Source organism: Streptomyces rubiginosohelvolus (assembly GCF_014649875.1).
Lineage (GTDB): Bacteria > Actinomycetota > Actinomycetes > Streptomycetales > Streptomycetaceae > Streptomyces > Streptomyces rubiginosohelvolus.
The window spans coordinates 38,672-54,747 of sequence record NZ_BMTW01000004.1; the positions used below are offsets into that span (position 1 = coordinate 38,672).

Consider the following 16,076-nt stretch of genomic DNA (forward strand, 5'->3'; position numbering starts at 1 on the left):
GCTCCGCGTCGGTTCCACCCCAGAGAAAGCAGCGCCCATGTTCGGGATCGGTGAACTCACTCTCCTCCTCCTGGTGATCGTGGCGGTGCTGGCCGTCAAGAGGCTGCCCGAGCTCATGCGGTCGGCCGGAAAGGCCGCGCGCATCCTCAAGGCCCAGAAGCGGGCGCTCAAGGACGAGGACGGCCGGGCCCCGGGCGCGGACCGGCCGCCGGCCTCCCCGCAGGTGATCCGCGGGGAGGCGACGGAGCGGGACGCTCCCTGAGTCGTGGGCCTAGGAGGTCGCCGGCGGGTGCAGGAGCCTGGCGAGCAGGTCGTCCAGGCTGACCAGTCCGGTGAGCCGGCCCTCTCCGTCCCGTACGACGGCGATGGTGGCCCGCCGCTCGCGCAGTTGCTCCACGGCGTGGGCGGCGGTCTCCTCCGGGGCCAGCTCCGGGACCGGGCGGGCCAGATCCCTGGCGAGGACCGCCCGGCCTCCGGCACGGGCGACGAGGGCGTCCCGGGCGTGCACCGATCCGAGGATGTCGTCCCCGTCCCGTACCAGCAGGCGGGTGCGGTCGGCCTCGGCGGCAGTGGCGAGGACCTCGTCGAGTCCCGCGTCGGCCGGGACGGTCGCGATCCGTTCGGCCGGGATCCGGAGAGTGGAGACCGGGGCCTGCGGTTCGGTCAGGGACCGGGTCATCAGGCCGGAGTCGCCCTTGCTGATCAGCCCGAGCCGCTCGGACTCCTCGATGAGGTGGGTGAGCTGGTCCCGGTTGTGCACCGAGGTCAGCTCGTCGCGCGGGGTGACCCGGCAGAGCCGCACCAGCCCGTTGCTGATCCAGTTCATCAGCCGGATCAGCGGCCGTACGGCGTTGACCACCGCCCGGAAGGCCGGGCTCAGGAGCATCGCCGAGCGCTCCGGGTGGGCGATGGCCCAGGATTTCGGGGCCATCTCGCCGACCACCATGTGCAGGAAGACGACGACGATCATCGCCAGCGCGAAGGCGATGCCGTAGCTGAGGGCGGCGGGCAGCCCGAGCTTCTCCAGCAGCGGGTCCAGCTCGTGGGAGATGGCGGGCTTGGAGACGGAGCCGAGGCCCAGCGTGCAGATGGTGATGCCGAGCTGGGCGCCCGCGAGCATCAGCGACAGTTCGCGCATCCCGGCGAGCGCCGCCTTGGCACCGCGCTGTCCGCGGGCCACGGCCTGCTCCATGCGGTGACGCTTGGCGGCGACCAGGGCGAATTCGGCGGCGACGAAGAACCCGCTGCCGATGAGCAGCAGGACGGTCACGAAGAGGGCCAGGGGGAAGCTCATGCCTGCGGCTCCTGTCCGGTGCGATCGCCGTCGGCAGTCCGGGCGGCGTCGGCGGCGGGGTCTTCGTGCTCGATGCGGACGTACTCGGCGACGTGCCGGTCCAGCGAGCGGACGGCGATCCGGACGCCGGAGACGGTCAGCCGGTCCCCCACCGTCGGGAAGCGGCCGAGCCGGTCGATGATCAGTCCGGCCAGGGTGTCGTAGTCGTCGCTCTCCTGGGGCAGTTCGATCCCGGTGGCCTCCTCGATCTCGTCGAGGCGGCGGCCCGCGTCCACGATCCAGCCGGAGCCGTCGGGGACCGCGAGTTCGACGACGGTGTCGGACTCGTCGGCGATGTCCCCGACGAGTTCCTCGGCGATGTCCTCGTACGTGACGATCCCGGCGAGACCGCCGTGCTCGTCCAGGACCACGGCGAACTCGTCGTCACGCTCCCGCATCTGCGCGACCGCGGCCGGGAGCCTGAGCAGCTCCGGCAGCAGGAGGGGACGGCGGGCCAGGGAGCCGACTGTGGTGCTCCCGACGTCGGCGGCGGGCAGGCGCATCAGTTCCCGTACGCCCAGGACCCCTGCGGGGTCGTCGGGGTGGTCACCGAGCACGGGGTAGTTGGAGTGCCCGTGCCGGGCGATCAGCTCGACCGCCTCGGTGGCGGGGGCGTCCCGGCGGACGAAGGCGACGTCGGCGCGCGGGATCATCACCTCGGCCAGGGTCCGCTCGGAGAACTCCAGTGCGTGGTCCATCAGTTCGGCGGTCGCGGCGGGCAGCTCGCCCTGCTCGTGGGATTCGCCGATGAGGTGGCCCAGCTCCTCCAGGGTGGCGCCGTGGTGCAGTTCCTCGACGGGTTCGATGCCGATCCGGCGCAGCAGCCGGTTGGCCGCGCTGTCGAAGATGTGGATCACCGGGCCGACGGCCCGGAGGTAGATCAGGGTGGAGGCGGCCAGGGACTTCGCCATCCGCTCCGGGATGGCGAGGGCCAGGTTCTTGGGGGCGAGTTCACCCAGGACCATCTGGATGACGGTCGCCACCACGAAGGACAGCACGACGGAGATGCCGGAGACCACGCCGTCGGGCACGCCGGTGCCGCTGAGGGCGGGGCGCAGCAGCGCGGAGACGGACGGTTCGGCGAGGAAGCCGACGACGAGCCCGGTGACGGTGATGCCGAGCTGGGCGCCGGAGAGCATGAACGAGAGGCGCTCCAGCACCTTCACGGCGCGGGCGGCCCGCTTGTCCCCGGCGGCGGCCTCCCGGGCGAGGGTCAGCCGGTCGGCGGAGACGTACGCGAACTCCTGGGCCACGAAGTAGCCGGTCCCGGCGGTCAGGACGAAGACGGCCAGGAGGCCGAGCAGCGCGGCGGTCATCGGGTCCTCGCCCCGTAGGAGCGGCGGCCGGCCCGGCCCGTGGCCGCGTCGGCGGATCGGATGCGGTGGAAGTCAGGCCCCGGAGGGCGAAGGTCGGGCCCCGAAGGGCCCGTACTGGCAGACAACGCGTGGCTCCTGTCCGGCTGGGGGTTTCCAGCCACTGTCTGGAGGGGTTCGGCCCGCTCCGCCGCACCGGTGCGTTTCCGGTTCTGCCCACGGTCGGGCCTGCGGTCCATGAACTCTACAGCGGAGTAGATGGGCGGTTCAGGGGTGGCTTCCGTGACGAGAACCGTACGCCCATGGGCATATCCGGGGACGGAACGGACACTCCTCGCGGCCGCGCCGGGTCGAGCGCCACGCGGGGACAGCCCCTACAGCGGGGTCGCCGCCTCCAGGACGAGGAACAGGGCGACGGCCGCGTTCAGCGCGGACAGCGCGGAGACGGTCGTCCCGGCGGCGGCGACGAGCGCGGCGGCCCCGGCCGGGGTGAGGGCCGGGGGCCAGCTCCGGTCCGGCGGCACCGGTCCCAGGAGCGCCGCCACCCGGCGCGGCACCGGGCCCGCGGCGGCGAAGGCGGCGAAGGCCGCGCCGCCGGGCACCGGGCGGGCGACGAGCGCCGCCTTGCCGACGGCACGGGCGGTCAGCCGGCGGTCGCCGGTGACCCGGGCCGCCTCCTCGTCCGCCCAGCGCTCCGTGCTGTAGACCAGGGCCCCGAGCAGCGGCCACAGGAGGGGGTTGACGCAGCCGGCCAGTCGGGTCGCGAGCAGCAGCCGGTGGTGACGCCCCGTCAGATGAGCCCGCTCGTGGGCGAACAGCGCCCGGTGCTCGGCCGGTTCGAGGGAGGCGAGCATGGCCGTGGAGACCATCACCCGCCCCGGGGAGCCGGGAAGCGCGTAGGCGTACGGGACGGCGTCGGGCAGCACGGCGACGTCGTCGGCCCCTCCCAGCCCCCGGAGCGCCCGGTGGGCCCGGACCCGGAAGCGGAAGTGGCGGTGGACGGTGAATCCGCAGGCGGCGGTCACGACGACGAGCGCCAGGATGGACGCCTTGCCCGCGAACGCGTCGTGCGGCACGGCCTCGCGGACCTCGTCGTCGGACCAGCCGTCGGGCAGCGGGTTGCCGGGCAGCTGGGCGGTGCCCACGACCACCAGCAGCCCGAGGCACAGGAGGCTGCAGGAGGCGAGGATGACGGCGACGGTGGTCAGCAGCCGGGCGGCCCTGCGGGGGTGCAGATGCTGTTCGGCCAGGCGGGCGATCGGCAGCGCGGTCAGGGGCAGCACCAGGGGCAGGTAGACGAAGACCCCCATCGTCAGCGCTCCGGCCGGTCCGAGGGCGTGTCGGTCCCGTCGGGGCCGCTCTCGGCGAGCAGGGACCGCAGCAGGTCCTCGTCGTGGGAGGAGAGGACGGAGACGAAGCTGGAGAGCACCGCGTCGCGGTCGCTCTGCTTGTCGAGGAGCCGGCGCATCCGCAGGGCGGCGAGCCCCGCCTCGTTCGCCACGGGCTCCCACAGGACGGGGCGTCCCCGTCCGGTGCGTGTGACGGCCTGCTTGGCGTGCAGCCGGGTCAGGATGGTGATGACGGTGCTGTACGAGAGGCCCGCACCGAGCCGCTCCTGCACCCAGGCCGCGGTCACCGGTTCGCTCGCCTCGCCCAGCACCGACAGCACCTGGGCCTCCAGCTCGCCCTGGCCGCGCCTGCGGGCGGGCGTCTCCCGTTCGCCACCGGCTCTTTCGGCGTCCACGGCCCGGCCCCTTTCTCCGTCCGGCCGCCCGGCTCTCTCCGTTCGGCCGCCCGGCCGTGGCACTGGACCCGCCGGGCATCGGGGAATCGTATCCAGCCGGCGGAGCGACCGGCCACCGACAGGCGCGGGACCGCCCACGCCCGGCCGGCGCGGGACCACTCGCACCCCGGCCGGCCCGCCTCCTGGCCCCGAAAATCTACAGTGCTGTAGATTTTACTCACCGCTGCCGACAAGGGAGAAGATCATGGGTGTGAGCCTCGCCAAGGGTGGAAACGTCTCGCTGAGCAAGGAGGCTCCGGGGCTGACCGCGGTCCTCGTCGGTCTCGGCTGGGACGTCCGCACCACCACGGGCTCCGACTACGACCTGGACGCGAGCGCACTGCTCTGCGACGAGGCGGGCAAGGTGCTCTCGAACGAGCACTTCGTCTTCTACAACAACCTGAAGAGCCCCGACGGTTCGGTGGAGCACACCGGCGACAACCTCACCGGTGAGGGCGAGGGCGACGACGAGATCGTCAAGGTCGACCTCGCCTCGGTGCCCGCGACCGTCGCGAAGATCGTGTTCCCGGTCTCGATCCATGACGCCGAGAGCCGGGGCCAGAGCTTCGGCCAGGTCCGCAACGCGTACATCCGGGTGGTGAACCAGGCGGGCGGCGCGGAGATCGCCCGCTACGACCTCAGCGAGGACGCCTCCACCGAGACGGCGATGGTCTTCGGCGAGCTGTACCGGCACGGCGCGGAGTGGAAGTTCCGTGCGGTCGGGCAGGGTTACGCATCCGGGCTGAGCGGCATCGTCGCCGACTTCGGCGTCAGTCTCTGAACCGCTCGGACGCGATCACGGAAGGCGGAACGATGACGATCAACCTCACCAAGGGCCAGCAGGTCAGCCTCACCAAGTCCGGCGGCGGCGAGCTCGACGTCGTACGGATGGGTCTCGGCTGGAAGTCCGCTCCCCGTAAGGGATTTCTGGCGCGGCTGACCGCCCGCGAGATCGACCTGGACGCCTCGGCGGTGCTCTTCGCGGGCCAGGCCCCGCAGGACGTGGTCTTCTTCCAGCATCTGACCAGCGACGACGGCTCGGTCCAGCACACCGGGGACAACCGGGTCGGCGGGGCGGGCCAGGGCGGCGACGACGAGTCGATCGTCGTCGACCTGCGCCGCGTCCCGGCCCATGTGGACCAGATCGTCTTCACGGTGAACTCGTTCACCGGCCAGACCTTCGAGGAGGTCGAGGCGGCGTTCTGCCGGCTGGTCGACGAGAGCAACGGCCAGGAGCTGGCCCGGTACACGCTGACCGGCGGCGGCCGGAACACCGCCCAGATCATGGCCAAGGTCCAGCGGACCGGCTCGGGCTGGCAGATGACGGCGATCGGCGCAGCGGCGGACGGGCGGACCTTCCAGGACCTCATGCCCGCGGTCACGCAGCACCTCTGACCCAGCCGGCAGCTTCGCGGGGGTGCGCACGCGGCACGTGCGCACCCCTGTACCGCCCTACACATCGACGCACGTATCGACCGAGGGACAGCATGGGCAGACCTTCCCGGCTCGGGGACGAGGACAGATCCGACTACGCGAGCGCGCTCGACGAGGTGATCGCCTCCCCGGAGATCCGACGCCTGCTGGAGCGCTCGGGCGTCCCCGGCGACCGGCTGCGCGTCCGGGGCCTGGCGGCCGTGGCGCGCACGGCGGCCGCCGCCGACGCGGAGTACCGGAGATACGCGGCCCTGCGGCTCCACGCCCAGGGCGGGCGGCGGGACCGAGGCCCCCGGCCGCTCTCCGGTCCCGGCGATCAGGAGCGGCCGGGGGCCGGGGTGCTGGCGGTCCTCGGGGTGCTGACACCGGTGCTCGCCGCCGTGGCCGCGGCGACGTTCCTGCTGCTCGGGTACGGTCTGCGGCTCGCCGACACCCTGCCCGCCCTGGCGGACACCCTCGTCGGCGTCGGCTGGTTCAGTCTGGTCGTCGCGGCGCTCGCGGCCCTGGTCAGCGTGGTCGCCCTCTACCGGACGGCGGCGCGGCAGTCTGCGGCGGCCGTGCCCGGTCCCTCCGCCGACGGTTCTCCAGCGCTCGCCCAGGCCCGTGAGGCGTGGCTCGTCGCGCTGCGCGACCGGGGGATCCGGCCGTTCCTCCTCCAGGAGCTGGCCGAGGCGGAGGCGTCCGCGCCGGGTGCGGGCGAGGGGCGCGGCTCCCGCTTCAGCTCACCGGCGTTCGCGGGGCCCGACTACTCCGGTCCGGGGTTCGAGGGGTCGCAGCGGCCCGCTCCCCGGCAGCCCGGATCAGGGCGGCCATGACCCGGGTGTCCTGGCCCATCTCCGGGTGCCACTGCACCCCGAGCACCAGGCTTGCGTGGTCCGGGAGTTCCAGGGCCTCCACCGTCCCGTCCGGGGCATGGGCGGAGGCCAGCAGGCCGGCGCCGAGGCGGTCGACCGCCTGGTGGTGGTAGGCGGGCACCATGGCGGTCTCCGGCACGGCGTCCGCGTACACGGTGCCGGTCACGGGGGTCACCGGGTGACTGCCGAAGACGCCGAGGCCGCCGGTGTGATCTTCCAGGTGCTGGATCAGCGTGCCGCCGAGGGCGACGTTGAGCAGTTGCATGCCCCGGCAGATGCCGAGCAGGGGGACCCGCTGGTCGATCGCCGCCCGGATCAGCGCCAGCTCCCAGGCGTCGCGTTCGCGGGCCGGGGGGCCGGTACGGGGGTCGGCGGCCGCCCCGTACCGGGCAGGCTCGACGTCCGCTCCCCCGGCGATCACCAGCCCGTCCAGCGCGGCGACGGTGTCCCGGGCCGCGTCCTCGGCGTCATCGGGCGGCAGCAGCACCGCGAGCCCGCCCGCCGCCCGGACGAGGCGCGGATAAGCGGCGGGCAGCAGCACCGCGGGCATCTCCCACACCCCCCACCGGGCCGGGTCCTGGTAGGTGCTGATGCCGATGACGGGCCGGGGCATGGAACGTACTCCTTCGGTCGGGGGATCGCGTCGGCGGATCGCGTCGGCGGCCGGGGACTCCGGCGTGCTCAGTCGCGGGCGAGTTCGGCCTCGGCCGCCGCCAGTGCGGCGAACTCCTCCTCCGGGGCTCCCGCGACCAGCCGATGACGGCTGTAGAAGGCGAAGTAGGCCAGCGCCACCGCGTACACGGCGAGCGCGATGAACGCAGCGTCGCGGTCCACCAGGAAGGTCGCCACCAGGGCCGAGCATGCCAGAACGAAGGCGACGGACGAGGTGAGCGCGCCGCCGGGGGTGCGGTAGGGGCGCGGCAGCTCCGGTTCGCGGCGGCGCAGCACCAGGTGGGAGAGGGCCATGAGCGCGTAGCTGATGGTGGCGCCGAAGACGGCGACGTTCAGCATCCGGCCGCCGTTGCCGCTCCAGGCGGCGAGCGTGAAGCCGATGACGCCGGGGATCAGCAGGCCGAGGTAAGGGGACTTCCGGCGGTTGGTGAGGGAGAGGAAGCGCGGCAGATAGCCCGCCCGGGAGAGGGCGAAGAGCTGGCGGGATCCGGCGAAGATCAGGGAGAAGAAGGAGGCGACGAGCCCGGCGAGGCCCGCGTAGTTCACGAAGCGGCTCAGGGCGGTCGGCTCGCCGTCGCCCTGGAGGGCCACCACGAGCGGGTTGCCGGCCTCCTTGATGGCGTTCGCGCCCTGGGCGCCGGTGGCGGAGACGAAGGTGATGAGGGCCAGGAAGACCAGCACGGCCAGCGAGATCGCCAGGGCCTTGGGCATCGAGCGGACCGGGTCCTTGGCCTCCTCGGCGGCGAGCGGCACGCCCTCCACCCCGAGGAAGAACCACATGCCGAAGGGGAAGGCGGCCCAGATCCCGAGGAGTCCGTACGGCAGCCAGGAGGAGGAGCCGAAGGCGGAGGCGTCGGCCGGGATGTCGTTGAGGCGGCCCGCGTCGAACTCGGTGAACGCGCCGACGGCGAAGATCAGCAGCGCGGCCACCGCGATGGCGGTCACCACCAGGCTGAAGCGGAGCGCCTCGCCGACACCCCAGAGGTGGATGCCGATGAAGATCACGAAGCAGGCGAGGTAGACGGGCCAGCCGGAGGTGAGGCCGAACAGGCCGAGCGATTCGACGTAGTCGCCGATGAAGAGGGAGATGGCGGCGGGGGCGAGGATGTACTCGATGAGGATGGCCGTCCCCGTCAGGAAGCCGCCCCAGGTGCCCAGCGCCCGCCGGGCGAAGCCGTAACCGCCGCCCGCCGTGGGGAGGATGGCGGAGAGTTCGGCCAGCGCGAAGACCAGACACGCGTACATGACGCCCATCAGGACCATGGCCACGGCGAGTCCGCCGAAGCCGCCCTTGGACAGGCCGATGTTCCAGCCGGAGAAGTCCCCGGAGACGACGTAGGCGACGCCGAGTCCGGTCAGCAGGAGCCAGCCGGCGCTGCCGCGGCGCAGGGTCCTGCGGTGCAGATACGCGTCCGTACCGGACTTCGCCGGGCCCGCGTCACCGGGTGGTCCGGCGGGTGTTTCGGTTCCCTGAGCCATGAGGCGCTCCAGATATGTGTCGACTTCATCGTTGGAACTGCTTCGATCAAAGGTTCGTCGGCACACCTTTGTGGAACGGGGCGGCGCCTGGCAAGGGGCGTGCGTTAAAGAGTGGTTACGGATTCGCCTCGCCGGGCGCCGCCGGCACCGCTTTCAGGCGAGGAAGCCGCGCAGCAGGGCCGCCGTGCCGCCGCAGTGTTCGCGCATCATCTCGCGCGCCGCGTCCGGGTCCCGGTCGAGGACCGCCTCGACGACGGCCGTGTGCTGCTGCTGGGAGTGCTCCAGGTTGCGCACCAGCAGCGGGATGCCGTCGAGCAGTTCGTTGAGGGTGGCCCGGACGGCGGCGTACTGGGCGGCGAGTGTGCGGGAGCCGGAGAGTTCGGCGAGGGTGAGGTGGAGCAGGGTGTCCTGGCGGCGGTAGTCCTCCAGCCGGGCGCCCTGGGTGGCGTCGAGCGCTCCGCGCAGCCGGTCCTCGCCGTCGGCCGCGAGCCCCTCGGCGCACAGGCCCGCGGCTCCGGCCTCCAGCACCTCGCGGAAGCGCAGGGTGTCCTCGACGTCGACGGCGGCGATACGGCGGCGCAGTTCACCGCTGCCGTCGGGGGCGGCGGTGCGCGGCAGGACGAACGTTCCTCCGTAGCGGCCGCGGCGGCTCTCGACCATGTTCTGGTCCTGGAGGACCTTGAGGACCTCGCGCAGTGTCACCCTGCTGATCCGCAGGTGCTGGGACAACTCGCGCTCGGAGGGCAGGCGTTCGCCCGGTGGTACGAGGCCGAGGCGCAGGAGCTGGAGGACCTGTTCCAGGGCCTCCTCGAAGCCGTTGCCCGCGCGGACCGGGCGCAGTACGGAGTCCAGCGGGCCGGGCGGGGGATCGCCCGCGCCGCCCGCCACTCCGTCCGCCTCTCCCCGTACCCCCGGACGGGTGTCGTCCGCTCTTCCGCTCGTGGCCACTGACGGATCCCCTTCCCAAGCAATGGTTCTCTGTCATACCTTATGCCTCCCGGTTCACCCAAGGAGGCATCCCGTGGCAGACCGCACACCCCCGCTCGGCGTCGACGAGCTCCGCTCACGCGTCGCGGACGGGTCGATAGACACCGTGGTGCTGGCCTTCCCGGACATGCAGGGCCGGCTTCAGGGCAAGCGGTTCGCGGCCGGGTTCTTCCTCGACGAGGTGCTGGAGCACGGCACCGAGGGCTGCAACTATCTCCTGGCCGTGGACACCGAGATGCAGACGGTCGACGGTTACGCGATGTCCTCGTGGGAGCACGGCTACGGCGACTTCGGGATGGTCCCCGACCCCGCCACCCTGCGGCCCGTCCCCTGGCACGAGGGGACCGCCCTGCTGATCGCCGATCTCGCCTGGCACGACGGCAGTCCGGTGGTGGCCGCCCCCCGGCAGATCCTGCGCCGCCAGCTCGACCGGTTGACCGAGCGCGGCTGGACGGCCCAGGTCGGCACGGAGCTGGAGTTCATCGTCTTCCGGGACAGTTACGAGGAGGCCTGGGACCGCGACTACCGCGGGCTGACCCCGGCCAACCAGTACAACATCGACTACTCCATCCTCGGCACCGGCCGCATCGAGCCGCTGCTGCGCCGCATCCGCAACGAGATGCAGCAGGCCGGGCTGACCGTCGAGTCCGCCAAGGGCGAGTGCAATCCCGGCCAGCACGAGATCGTCTTCCGCTACGACGAGGCGCTCACCACCTGCGACCAGCACGCCGTCTACAAGACGGGCGCCAAGGAGATCGCGGCCCAGGAGGGTGTCTCGCTGACCTTCATGGCCAAGTACGACGAGCGCGAGGGCAACTCCTGCCACATCCACCTCTCGCTGACCGACGCGGACGGCGAGAACGTGATGGCGGGCGACGCACCGGACGGCATGTCCGAGGTGATGCGCCACTTCCTGGCCGGGCAGCTCGCCGCCCTGCGGGACTTCTCCCTCCTCTACGCCCCCAACATCAACTCCTACAAACGCTTCCAGCCCGGCTCCTTCGCCCCCACCGCGGTCGCCTGGGGCGTCGACAACCGCACCTGCGCCCTGCGGGTCGTCGGCCACGGGCGCTCGATGCGCTTCGAGAACCGGCTGCCCGGCGGCGACGTCAACCCGCATCTGGCCGTCGCCGGACTGGTCGCCGCCGGACTGTACGGGGTCGAGCACCGGCTGGAGCTGCCCGAGGCCTGTACGGGCAACGCCTACACCGCCGATTACGACCAGGTGCCGACGACCCTGCGCGAGGCCGCCGAACTGTGGGAGGCCAGCCCGATCGCCAAGGAGGCGTTCGGCGAGGAGGTCGTCGCGCACTACCTGAACATGGCCCGGGTCGAACTGGCCGCGTACGACTCCGCGGTGACCGACTGGGAGCTGCGCCGCTCCTTCGAACGCCTCTGATCCCTCGAACGCCACTGACCACCACCCGCTTCCCTGATCGGGGTCCGTACGTGTCACAACCCACCCTGGACGTCCTCAATCCGGCGACCGCCGAGGTCATCGCCACCGTCCCCGCCGCCTCCGCCGCCGATGTGGACGCCGCCGTCGTCCGCGCGGCGGCCGCCCAGCGCTCCTGGGCCGCCGCCGCGCCCGCCGACCGGGCCCGGCTGCTGCGCCGCTTCGCCGTCGTCGTCGACGAACACATCGAGGAACTCGCGCAGTTGGAGGTCCGGGAGGCCGGCCACACCATCGGGAACGCCCGGTGGGAGGCGGGCAACGTCCGCGATCTGCTCGACTACAGCGCGGGCGGGGCCGAACGGCTGCTGGGCCGGCAGATCCCGGTGGCCGGCGGCATCGACTTCACGATCCTGGAGCCACTGGGTGTCGTCGGGGTCATCGCCCCGTGGAACTTCCCGATGCCGATCGCCGCCTGGGGCCTCGCCCCGGCCCTCGCGGCGGGCAACGCCGTCCTCCTCAAGCCCGCCGAGACGACCCCGCTGACAGCTCTGCGGCTGGCCGAACTCGCCCTGGCGGCAGGCCTTCCCGAGGGTCTCTTCCAGGTGCTGCCCGGCGAGGGCCCGGTGGCCGGGAGCGCGCTGGTCGAGCACCCGGGCGTCGCGAAGATCGTGTTCACCGGCTCCACCCGGACCGGTAAGCACATCATGACCCGCTGCGCCGAGCGCGTGAAGCGGCTCACCCTGGAGCTGGGCGGCAAGAGCCCCAACATCGTCTTCGCCGACGCCGATGTGGAGGCCGCGGCGGCCTCCGCCCCGATGTCCTTCCTGGACAACGCCGGCCAGGACTGCTGCGCCCGGACCCGGATCCTGGTCGAGCGGTCCGTGTACGACCGGTTCCTCGACGCCCTCGTCCCGGCCGTGTCCGCCGTGGCGGTGGGCGACCCGGCCGACGAGAAGACGCAGATGGGACCGCTGATCTCGGCCGTCCAGCGGGACCGGGTCCGGGGGCTCGTCGACGGCGGCCGGAAGGCCGACGGCGTACGGGCGATGCTCGGCAAGGCTCCCGAGGGGCCCGGGTTCTGGTACCCGCCGACCGTCCTCGCCGGGGTCGCGCCCGACGCTCCCGTGGCCGTCGAGGAGGTCTTCGGGCCGGTGGCCGTGGTGCTGCCGTTCGGGGACGAGGCGGACGCGGTGCGGCTGGCCGACGCCACCGACTACGGGCTGGCCGGCTCGGTATGGACCCGGGACGTGGGCCGCGCGCTGCGCGTCAGCCAGGGGCTGCGGGTGGGCAACCTCTCCGTCAACTCGCACTCCAGCGTGCGCTATTCGACCCCCTTCGGCGGCTACAAGCAGTCGGGGCTGGGCCGCGAGCTCGGCCCGGACGCCCTGGCCGCCTTCACCGAAACCAAGAACGTCTTCATCAGCACGGAGGCCTGAGCACCATGACCGACACTTCTTCCGTCTGCCGCCGCCTGGTCGGCCGCACCGCCGTCGTCACCGGAGCCGGCAGCGGCATCGGTCTGGCCACCGTGCGGCGGCTGGCCGCCGAGGGCGCCCATGTCGTCTGCGCCGATGTGGACGAGGAGCGCGGCAAGGCCGCCGCCGAGGAGGCCGCCGGGCTCTTCGTCCGTACCGACGTCACCGACGCCGAGGAGGTGGACGCCCTCTTCAAGGCCGCCCACGACACCTACGGTTCGGTCGACATCGCGTTCAACAACGCGGGGATCTCGCCGCCCGACGACGACTCCATCCTGGACACCGGTCTGGAGGCGTGGAAGCGGGTGCAGGAGGTCAACCTCACCTCGGTCTACCTCTGCTGCAAGGCTGCCATCCCCTACATGCGCGCGCAGGGCAAGGGTTCCATCATCAACACGGCCTCGTTCGTGGCCCGGATGGGCGCGGCCACCTCACAGATCTCGTACACCGCGTCCAAGGGCGGGGTGCTGGCGATGTCACGCGAGCTGGGGGTGCAGTTCGCGCGCGACGGCATCCGCGTCAACGCGCTCTGCCCGGGGCCGGTCAACACCCCGCTGCTCCAGGAGCTGTTCGCCAAGGACCCGGAGCGGGCCGCCCGGCGGCTGATCCACATCCCGGTCGGGCGGTTCGCCGAGCCGACGGAGATCGCCGCCGCCGTGGCGTTCCTCGCGAGCGACGACTCCTCGTTCGTGAACGCCACGGACTTCCTGGTCGACGGCGGGATCGCCGGGGCGTACGTCACCCCGGTCTAGAACGGGCGGACGCACGCGCGGCCCGCACGTCCGAGGACGTGCGGGCCGCGCCGGCTTTCGGCCTCAGCCCTGGGCCGGGGCCAGGTCGCCCCGCAGCCGCTGGGCGCGGAGCACGAGCAGCATCTCGAACCGCTGGTCCGGTTCGTCGATGGCGTCGCCCCACAGCTCACGGATCTGCCGCAGCCGGTAGCGGGCCGTCTGGGGGTGGACACCGAGGCGGGCGGCCACCTCGGGGGCGCCGCCGGGGGTCTCGATCCAGGCGAGCAGCGTCTCGGCCAGCCGCCGCGACTGGGTCGGGCTGAGCCCGTCCAGCGGGGCGAGGCAGCGGCGGGCTGAGGCGTCGATCAGCTCCTGGGCCGGCAGCAGGACCAGTTCCTCCACGCGCTCGGTGCAGTGCAGCACCTCGCCCTGCGGGAGCAGGTCCTTCTTGATCAGCTGGACCGCCGTCTCCGCCCAGCGCAGCGAGGTCGCGGCGGCGGCCAGCGGGACCGCCGGGCCGATCGCCCCGGACCAGCCCGCCGTGGCCCGCCGCAGGGTCTCCGCGCGGCCCGCCGTGTCCGGGTCCGGGATGACGATGCGCGGCTGCTCGCTCTCCATCTCCAGCAGGATGCCCTGGCCGACGGCCGGGGCCACCGCCTCCCGGGCGGGACGGATGAGCACGCCCACCGCGATCGTCTCGGGAAGCTCCCAGCCGATGCGGGCGGCCCGCTCGGCCAGGGTCCGGGTCGATTCGACGCGGTGCTCCATGAGCAGCATCTCGATCAGCTGGCGCTGGAGGCGGAGGCGTTCGCTGGCGCGCCGGGCCGCCGCCTCGGCGTAGCCCCGTACCGACTGTTCCACGAGCCCGTCCAGATACTCGAATCCCGATTCGGCCAGCTCGTACATGGCGGGCGCCGGGATGTCGACCTGCTGGCCGATCTCGGCGAGCCTGCGCCAGGTGAGCCGGACGCCGAAGCGGTAGATGGCCTGGAGCGAGTCGAGGCTGCGGCCCTCCAGGCCCTCACCCCGTCCGAACTCCTGGAACATCTCCGGCGGCACCCGGGGGTGCGCGCCGGAGGTGAGGTTGTCGACGAACCCCTCGATGGCACGGCGGATGCCGACCAGGGCCAGCGGCTCCCCGGACTCGTCCTCGACGAGGTGGAGGTAGGGGTAGTCCCGGCGGATCGCGTGCAGGATCGTCTGGGCGAGCTCCGGGGCCTCGGACAGGGCGATGGTGGCGAACCGGTCCAGCTGGGACCGGGGCACCTCCTGCCAGGCCGTGCGGGTCATGGAGCCGCCGGTGCGGTGTCGTAGCTGATCAGCGGCGTATTGGGCTGGTCGGGGGTGGCGTCGAGCAGTGCCACGACACCGACCGCCGCACCTACGGCGAGCGCCGCGGCCACCACGGCGGTGGAAAGAGCGGCGATGAGTCTGCGCATAGTCGGGTTCAGCTCCTTGCTGGAGGCGATCCCCACCCCGTCGAGCCGGGCCCCTCCGGCTCGCACACAGTGTCGACAGGTCATTGACATCTCGTCAAGGCCTTGCTTACTGTTCACGCCAATCAAGGGCTGACCGGCCCGGGGCCCGTGCACCTCCGCGAAGAGATTTCGACCCAGGAGTGCCCGGATGCGCCGCAATGCTTCACCCCTCTCGCTCGTTCTGCTGGGGGCGGGGGTCTTTCTGCTCGTCCTCGCACCACTGCTCGTCTGGTATGTCCAGCCGCATGCCAAGCGCACGCCCATAGACACCGACACCACCACCGTGTTCACCGGTACCGGCAGCTATTTCGACACCGGCAAGGTGGAGACGGTCGCCGACGAGACGATCACGATCACCCGGCAGGTGCGCGGGGACGTGGCCGACAGCGAGAAGAGCGGCAACGCCGTCTGGGACGTGTCCACGTCCGTCGACCACGACGCGACGCTGCCCGCATCGGATCCCCGTGACGCCCTCCAGTGGACACTGGAGCGCTGGGTGACCGACCGCACCACCAACGAGCCGGTGCACTGCTGCGAGGAGTCCCCGACCTTCGACGGGGAGGCCTACCTCAAGTTCCCCTTCGACGTCGAGAAGCGCGCCTACCGCTGGTGGGACAGCACGCTCGGCGGTGTGGTGCGGCTCTCCTTCGAGGGCGAGAAGGAGATCCAGGGCTACGCCGGCTACCTGTTCAAGGGCGAGGTCGAGCCGACGAGGACCGGGGTGCGTCAGGTGCCCGGGGTCCTCGTGGACCGGAAGAAGACGCCCCAGGTGCTGGCCGAGGAGTGGTATTCCAACAGCGGCATCGAGCTGGTCGTGGACAAGCGCACCGGCCGCATCATCAACGCGGCGATCGGCCCGAAGAAGACCCTGCGCGCTCCCGGCTCGAAGAAGGACGCCGTGGTGCTGCTGGAGAGCAAGCGCGTGGAGTTCACCGAGGCGACCCAGAAGAAGCAGGTCGAGCTGGCGTCGGCGGACAGCGACCGGCTGGCGATGCTCGGTGAGACCGCGCCGATGGGAGCGGCCGGGATCGGCCTCGTACTCACCGTGGTGGGGGTCGTCCTCGTCGTCCGGGGGCGCCGGGAGGCTCCGGAAGCCTCGAACACTCACATGATGACGAGTACGCACACCTGAGTTACCCGC

Annotated in this window: 17 protein-coding genes; 8 read left to right on the forward strand and 9 right to left on the reverse strand. The window is 72.2% G+C overall.

The window, feature by feature from the left end:
- Nucleotides 1–37: 37 nt before the first annotated feature.
- The gene (locus IE134_RS12470) at nt 38–262 is read left to right on the forward strand and encodes a twin-arginine translocase TatA/TatE family subunit (RefSeq protein WP_126932060.1); all 225 of its coding nucleotides are present in this window, start codon (nt 38–40) and stop codon (nt 260–262) included.
- A gap of 9 nt (nt 263–271) precedes the next feature.
- Here IE134_RS12470 and IE134_RS12475 read toward each other — a convergent pair whose 3' ends face one another.
- The 4 genes from IE134_RS12475 to IE134_RS12490 form a co-directional block, all read right to left on the reverse strand.
- Complete coding sequence (locus tag IE134_RS12475; RefSeq protein ID WP_030714224.1) at nt 272–1,294, reverse strand: hemolysin family protein; 1,023 nt, start codon at nt 1,292–1,294, stop codon at nt 272–274.
- Nucleotides 1,291–2,649, reverse strand: a complete 1,359-nt coding sequence (locus IE134_RS12480; protein WP_189430485.1) for a hemolysin family protein — start codon at nt 2,647–2,649, stop codon at nt 1,291–1,293. The genes IE134_RS12475 and IE134_RS12480 overlap by 4 nt, the downstream gene beginning before the upstream one ends.
- 371 nt (nt 2,650–3,020) lie before the next feature.
- Nucleotides 3,021–3,956, reverse strand: coding sequence for a M56 family metallopeptidase (locus IE134_RS12485; protein WP_189430487.1), 936 nt, complete (start codon nt 3,954–3,956; stop codon nt 3,021–3,023).
- A gap of 2 nt (nt 3,957–3,958) precedes the next feature.
- Nucleotides 3,959–4,390 carry a BlaI/MecI/CopY family transcriptional regulator gene (locus tag IE134_RS12490; protein WP_030714231.1) on the reverse strand — a complete coding sequence of 144 codons (432 nt, stop codon included), beginning with the start codon at nt 4,388–4,390 and terminating at the stop codon, nt 3,959–3,961.
- Between the two features lie 244 nt (nt 4,391–4,634).
- Here IE134_RS12490 and IE134_RS12495 point away from each other — a divergent pair, with 244 nt between their 5' ends.
- The 3 genes from IE134_RS12495 to IE134_RS12505 all read left to right on the forward strand — a co-directional run bounded on the left by IE134_RS12495 (nt 4,635) and on the right by IE134_RS12505 (nt 6,678).
- Complete coding sequence (locus IE134_RS12495; RefSeq protein WP_010062701.1) at nt 4,635–5,210, forward strand: TerD family protein; 576 nt, start codon at nt 4,635–4,637, stop codon at nt 5,208–5,210.
- A 32-nt stretch (nt 5,211–5,242) separates the two neighbouring features.
- Nucleotides 5,243–5,824 carry a TerD family protein gene (locus IE134_RS12500; protein ID WP_089114314.1) on the forward strand — a complete coding sequence of 194 codons (582 nt, stop codon included), beginning with the start codon at nt 5,243–5,245 and terminating at the stop codon, nt 5,822–5,824.
- Between the two features lie 92 nt (nt 5,825–5,916).
- Entirely contained in the window at nt 5,917–6,678 is a 762-nt protein-coding gene (locus IE134_RS12505) for a hypothetical protein (RefSeq protein WP_098020594.1), read from the forward strand.
- On the opposite strand, the gene IE134_RS12510 is transcribed toward IE134_RS12505, so the two are convergent.
- From IE134_RS12510 to IE134_RS12520, 3 genes are all read right to left on the reverse strand, one after another.
- Nucleotides 6,581–7,330, reverse strand: coding sequence for a gamma-glutamyl-gamma-aminobutyrate hydrolase family protein (locus IE134_RS12510; protein WP_030714237.1), 750 nt, complete (start codon nt 7,328–7,330; stop codon nt 6,581–6,583). The two genes, IE134_RS12505 and IE134_RS12510, sit on opposite strands and share 98 nt — an antisense overlap.
- 68 nt (nt 7,331–7,398) lie before the next feature.
- Nucleotides 7,399–8,868, reverse strand: a complete 1,470-nt coding sequence (gene eat / locus IE134_RS12515) for an ethanolamine permease (RefSeq protein WP_030714240.1) — start codon at nt 8,866–8,868, stop codon at nt 7,399–7,401.
- Between the two features lie 153 nt (nt 8,869–9,021).
- Nucleotides 9,022–9,756, reverse strand: a complete 735-nt coding sequence (locus IE134_RS12520) for a FadR/GntR family transcriptional regulator (RefSeq protein ID WP_098020593.1) — start codon at nt 9,754–9,756, stop codon at nt 9,022–9,024.
- Nucleotides 9,757–9,889: 133 nt separating this feature from the next.
- Here IE134_RS12520 and IE134_RS12525 point away from each other — a divergent pair, with 133 nt between their 5' ends.
- The 3 genes from IE134_RS12525 to IE134_RS12535 are packed head-to-tail and all read left to right on the forward strand — an operon-like array spanning nt 9,890 to nt 13,478.
- Nucleotides 9,890–11,254 carry a glutamine synthetase family protein gene (locus tag IE134_RS12525; protein WP_030714247.1) on the forward strand — a complete coding sequence of 455 codons (1,365 nt, stop codon included), beginning with the start codon at nt 9,890–9,892 and terminating at the stop codon, nt 11,252–11,254.
- Nucleotides 11,255–11,304: 50 nt separating this feature from the next.
- The gene (locus IE134_RS12530; RefSeq protein ID WP_189430488.1) at nt 11,305–12,687 is read left to right on the forward strand and encodes an aldehyde dehydrogenase family protein; all 1,383 of its coding nucleotides are present in this window, start codon (nt 11,305–11,307) and stop codon (nt 12,685–12,687) included.
- A gap of 5 nt (nt 12,688–12,692) precedes the next feature.
- Complete coding sequence (locus tag IE134_RS12535) at nt 12,693–13,478, forward strand: 3-oxoacyl-ACP reductase (protein ID WP_030714253.1); 786 nt, start codon at nt 12,693–12,695, stop codon at nt 13,476–13,478.
- Between the two features lie 63 nt (nt 13,479–13,541).
- On the opposite strand, the gene IE134_RS12540 is transcribed toward IE134_RS12535, so the two are convergent.
- On the reverse strand, nt 13,542–14,747 hold the full coding sequence (locus IE134_RS12540; protein WP_006122667.1) for a PucR family transcriptional regulator: 1,206 nt from the start codon (nt 14,745–14,747) through the stop codon (nt 13,542–13,544).
- A complete protein-coding gene (locus IE134_RS12545) occupies nt 14,744–14,980 on the reverse strand; it encodes a hypothetical protein (RefSeq protein ID WP_143660982.1) in 237 nt (78 codons plus the stop codon). The genes IE134_RS12540 and IE134_RS12545 overlap by 4 nt, the downstream gene beginning before the upstream one ends.
- 103 nt (nt 14,981–15,083) lie before the next feature.
- Here IE134_RS12545 and pgfA point away from each other — a divergent pair, with 103 nt between their 5' ends.
- Entirely contained in the window at nt 15,084–16,067 is a 984-nt protein-coding gene (gene pgfA / locus IE134_RS12550) for a cell envelope lipid trafficking protein PgfA (protein ID WP_189430490.1), read from the forward strand.
- Nucleotides 16,068–16,076: the final 9 nt, after the last annotated feature.

Coding starts and splice junctions, on each gene's coding strand:
- IE134_RS12535 (WP_030714253.1), top strand. CDS start 12,693: ATGACCGACACTTCTTCCGTCTGCCGCCGCCTGGTCGGCCGCACCGCC.
- IE134_RS12545 (WP_143660982.1), bottom strand. CDS start 14,980: ATGACCTGTCGACACTGTGTGCGAGCCGGAGGGGCCCGGCTCGACGGG.
- IE134_RS12540 (WP_006122667.1), bottom strand. CDS start 14,747: ATGACCCGCACGGCCTGGCAGGAGGTGCCCCGGTCCCAGCTGGACCGG.
- pgfA (WP_189430490.1), top strand. CDS start 15,084: ATGCGCCGCAATGCTTCACCCCTCTCGCTCGTTCTGCTGGGGGCGGGG.
- IE134_RS12470 (WP_126932060.1), top strand. CDS start 38: ATGTTCGGGATCGGTGAACTCACTCTCCTCCTCCTGGTGATCGTGGCG.
- IE134_RS12480 (WP_189430485.1), bottom strand. CDS start 2,649: ATGACCGCCGCGCTGCTCGGCCTCCTGGCCGTCTTCGTCCTGACCGCC.
- IE134_RS12505 (WP_098020594.1), top strand. CDS start 5,917: ATGGGCAGACCTTCCCGGCTCGGGGACGAGGACAGATCCGACTACGCG.
- IE134_RS12485 (WP_189430487.1), bottom strand. CDS start 3,956: ATGGGGGTCTTCGTCTACCTGCCCCTGGTGCTGCCCCTGACCGCGCTG.
- IE134_RS12510 (WP_030714237.1), bottom strand. CDS start 7,330: ATGCCCCGGCCCGTCATCGGCATCAGCACCTACCAGGACCCGGCCCGG.
- eat (WP_030714240.1), bottom strand. CDS start 8,868: ATGGCTCAGGGAACCGAAACACCCGCCGGACCACCCGGTGACGCGGGC.
- IE134_RS12475 (WP_030714224.1), bottom strand. CDS start 1,294: ATGAGCTTCCCCCTGGCCCTCTTCGTGACCGTCCTGCTGCTCATCGGC.
- IE134_RS12495 (WP_010062701.1), top strand. CDS start 4,635: ATGGGTGTGAGCCTCGCCAAGGGTGGAAACGTCTCGCTGAGCAAGGAG.
- IE134_RS12500 (WP_089114314.1), top strand. CDS start 5,243: ATGACGATCAACCTCACCAAGGGCCAGCAGGTCAGCCTCACCAAGTCC.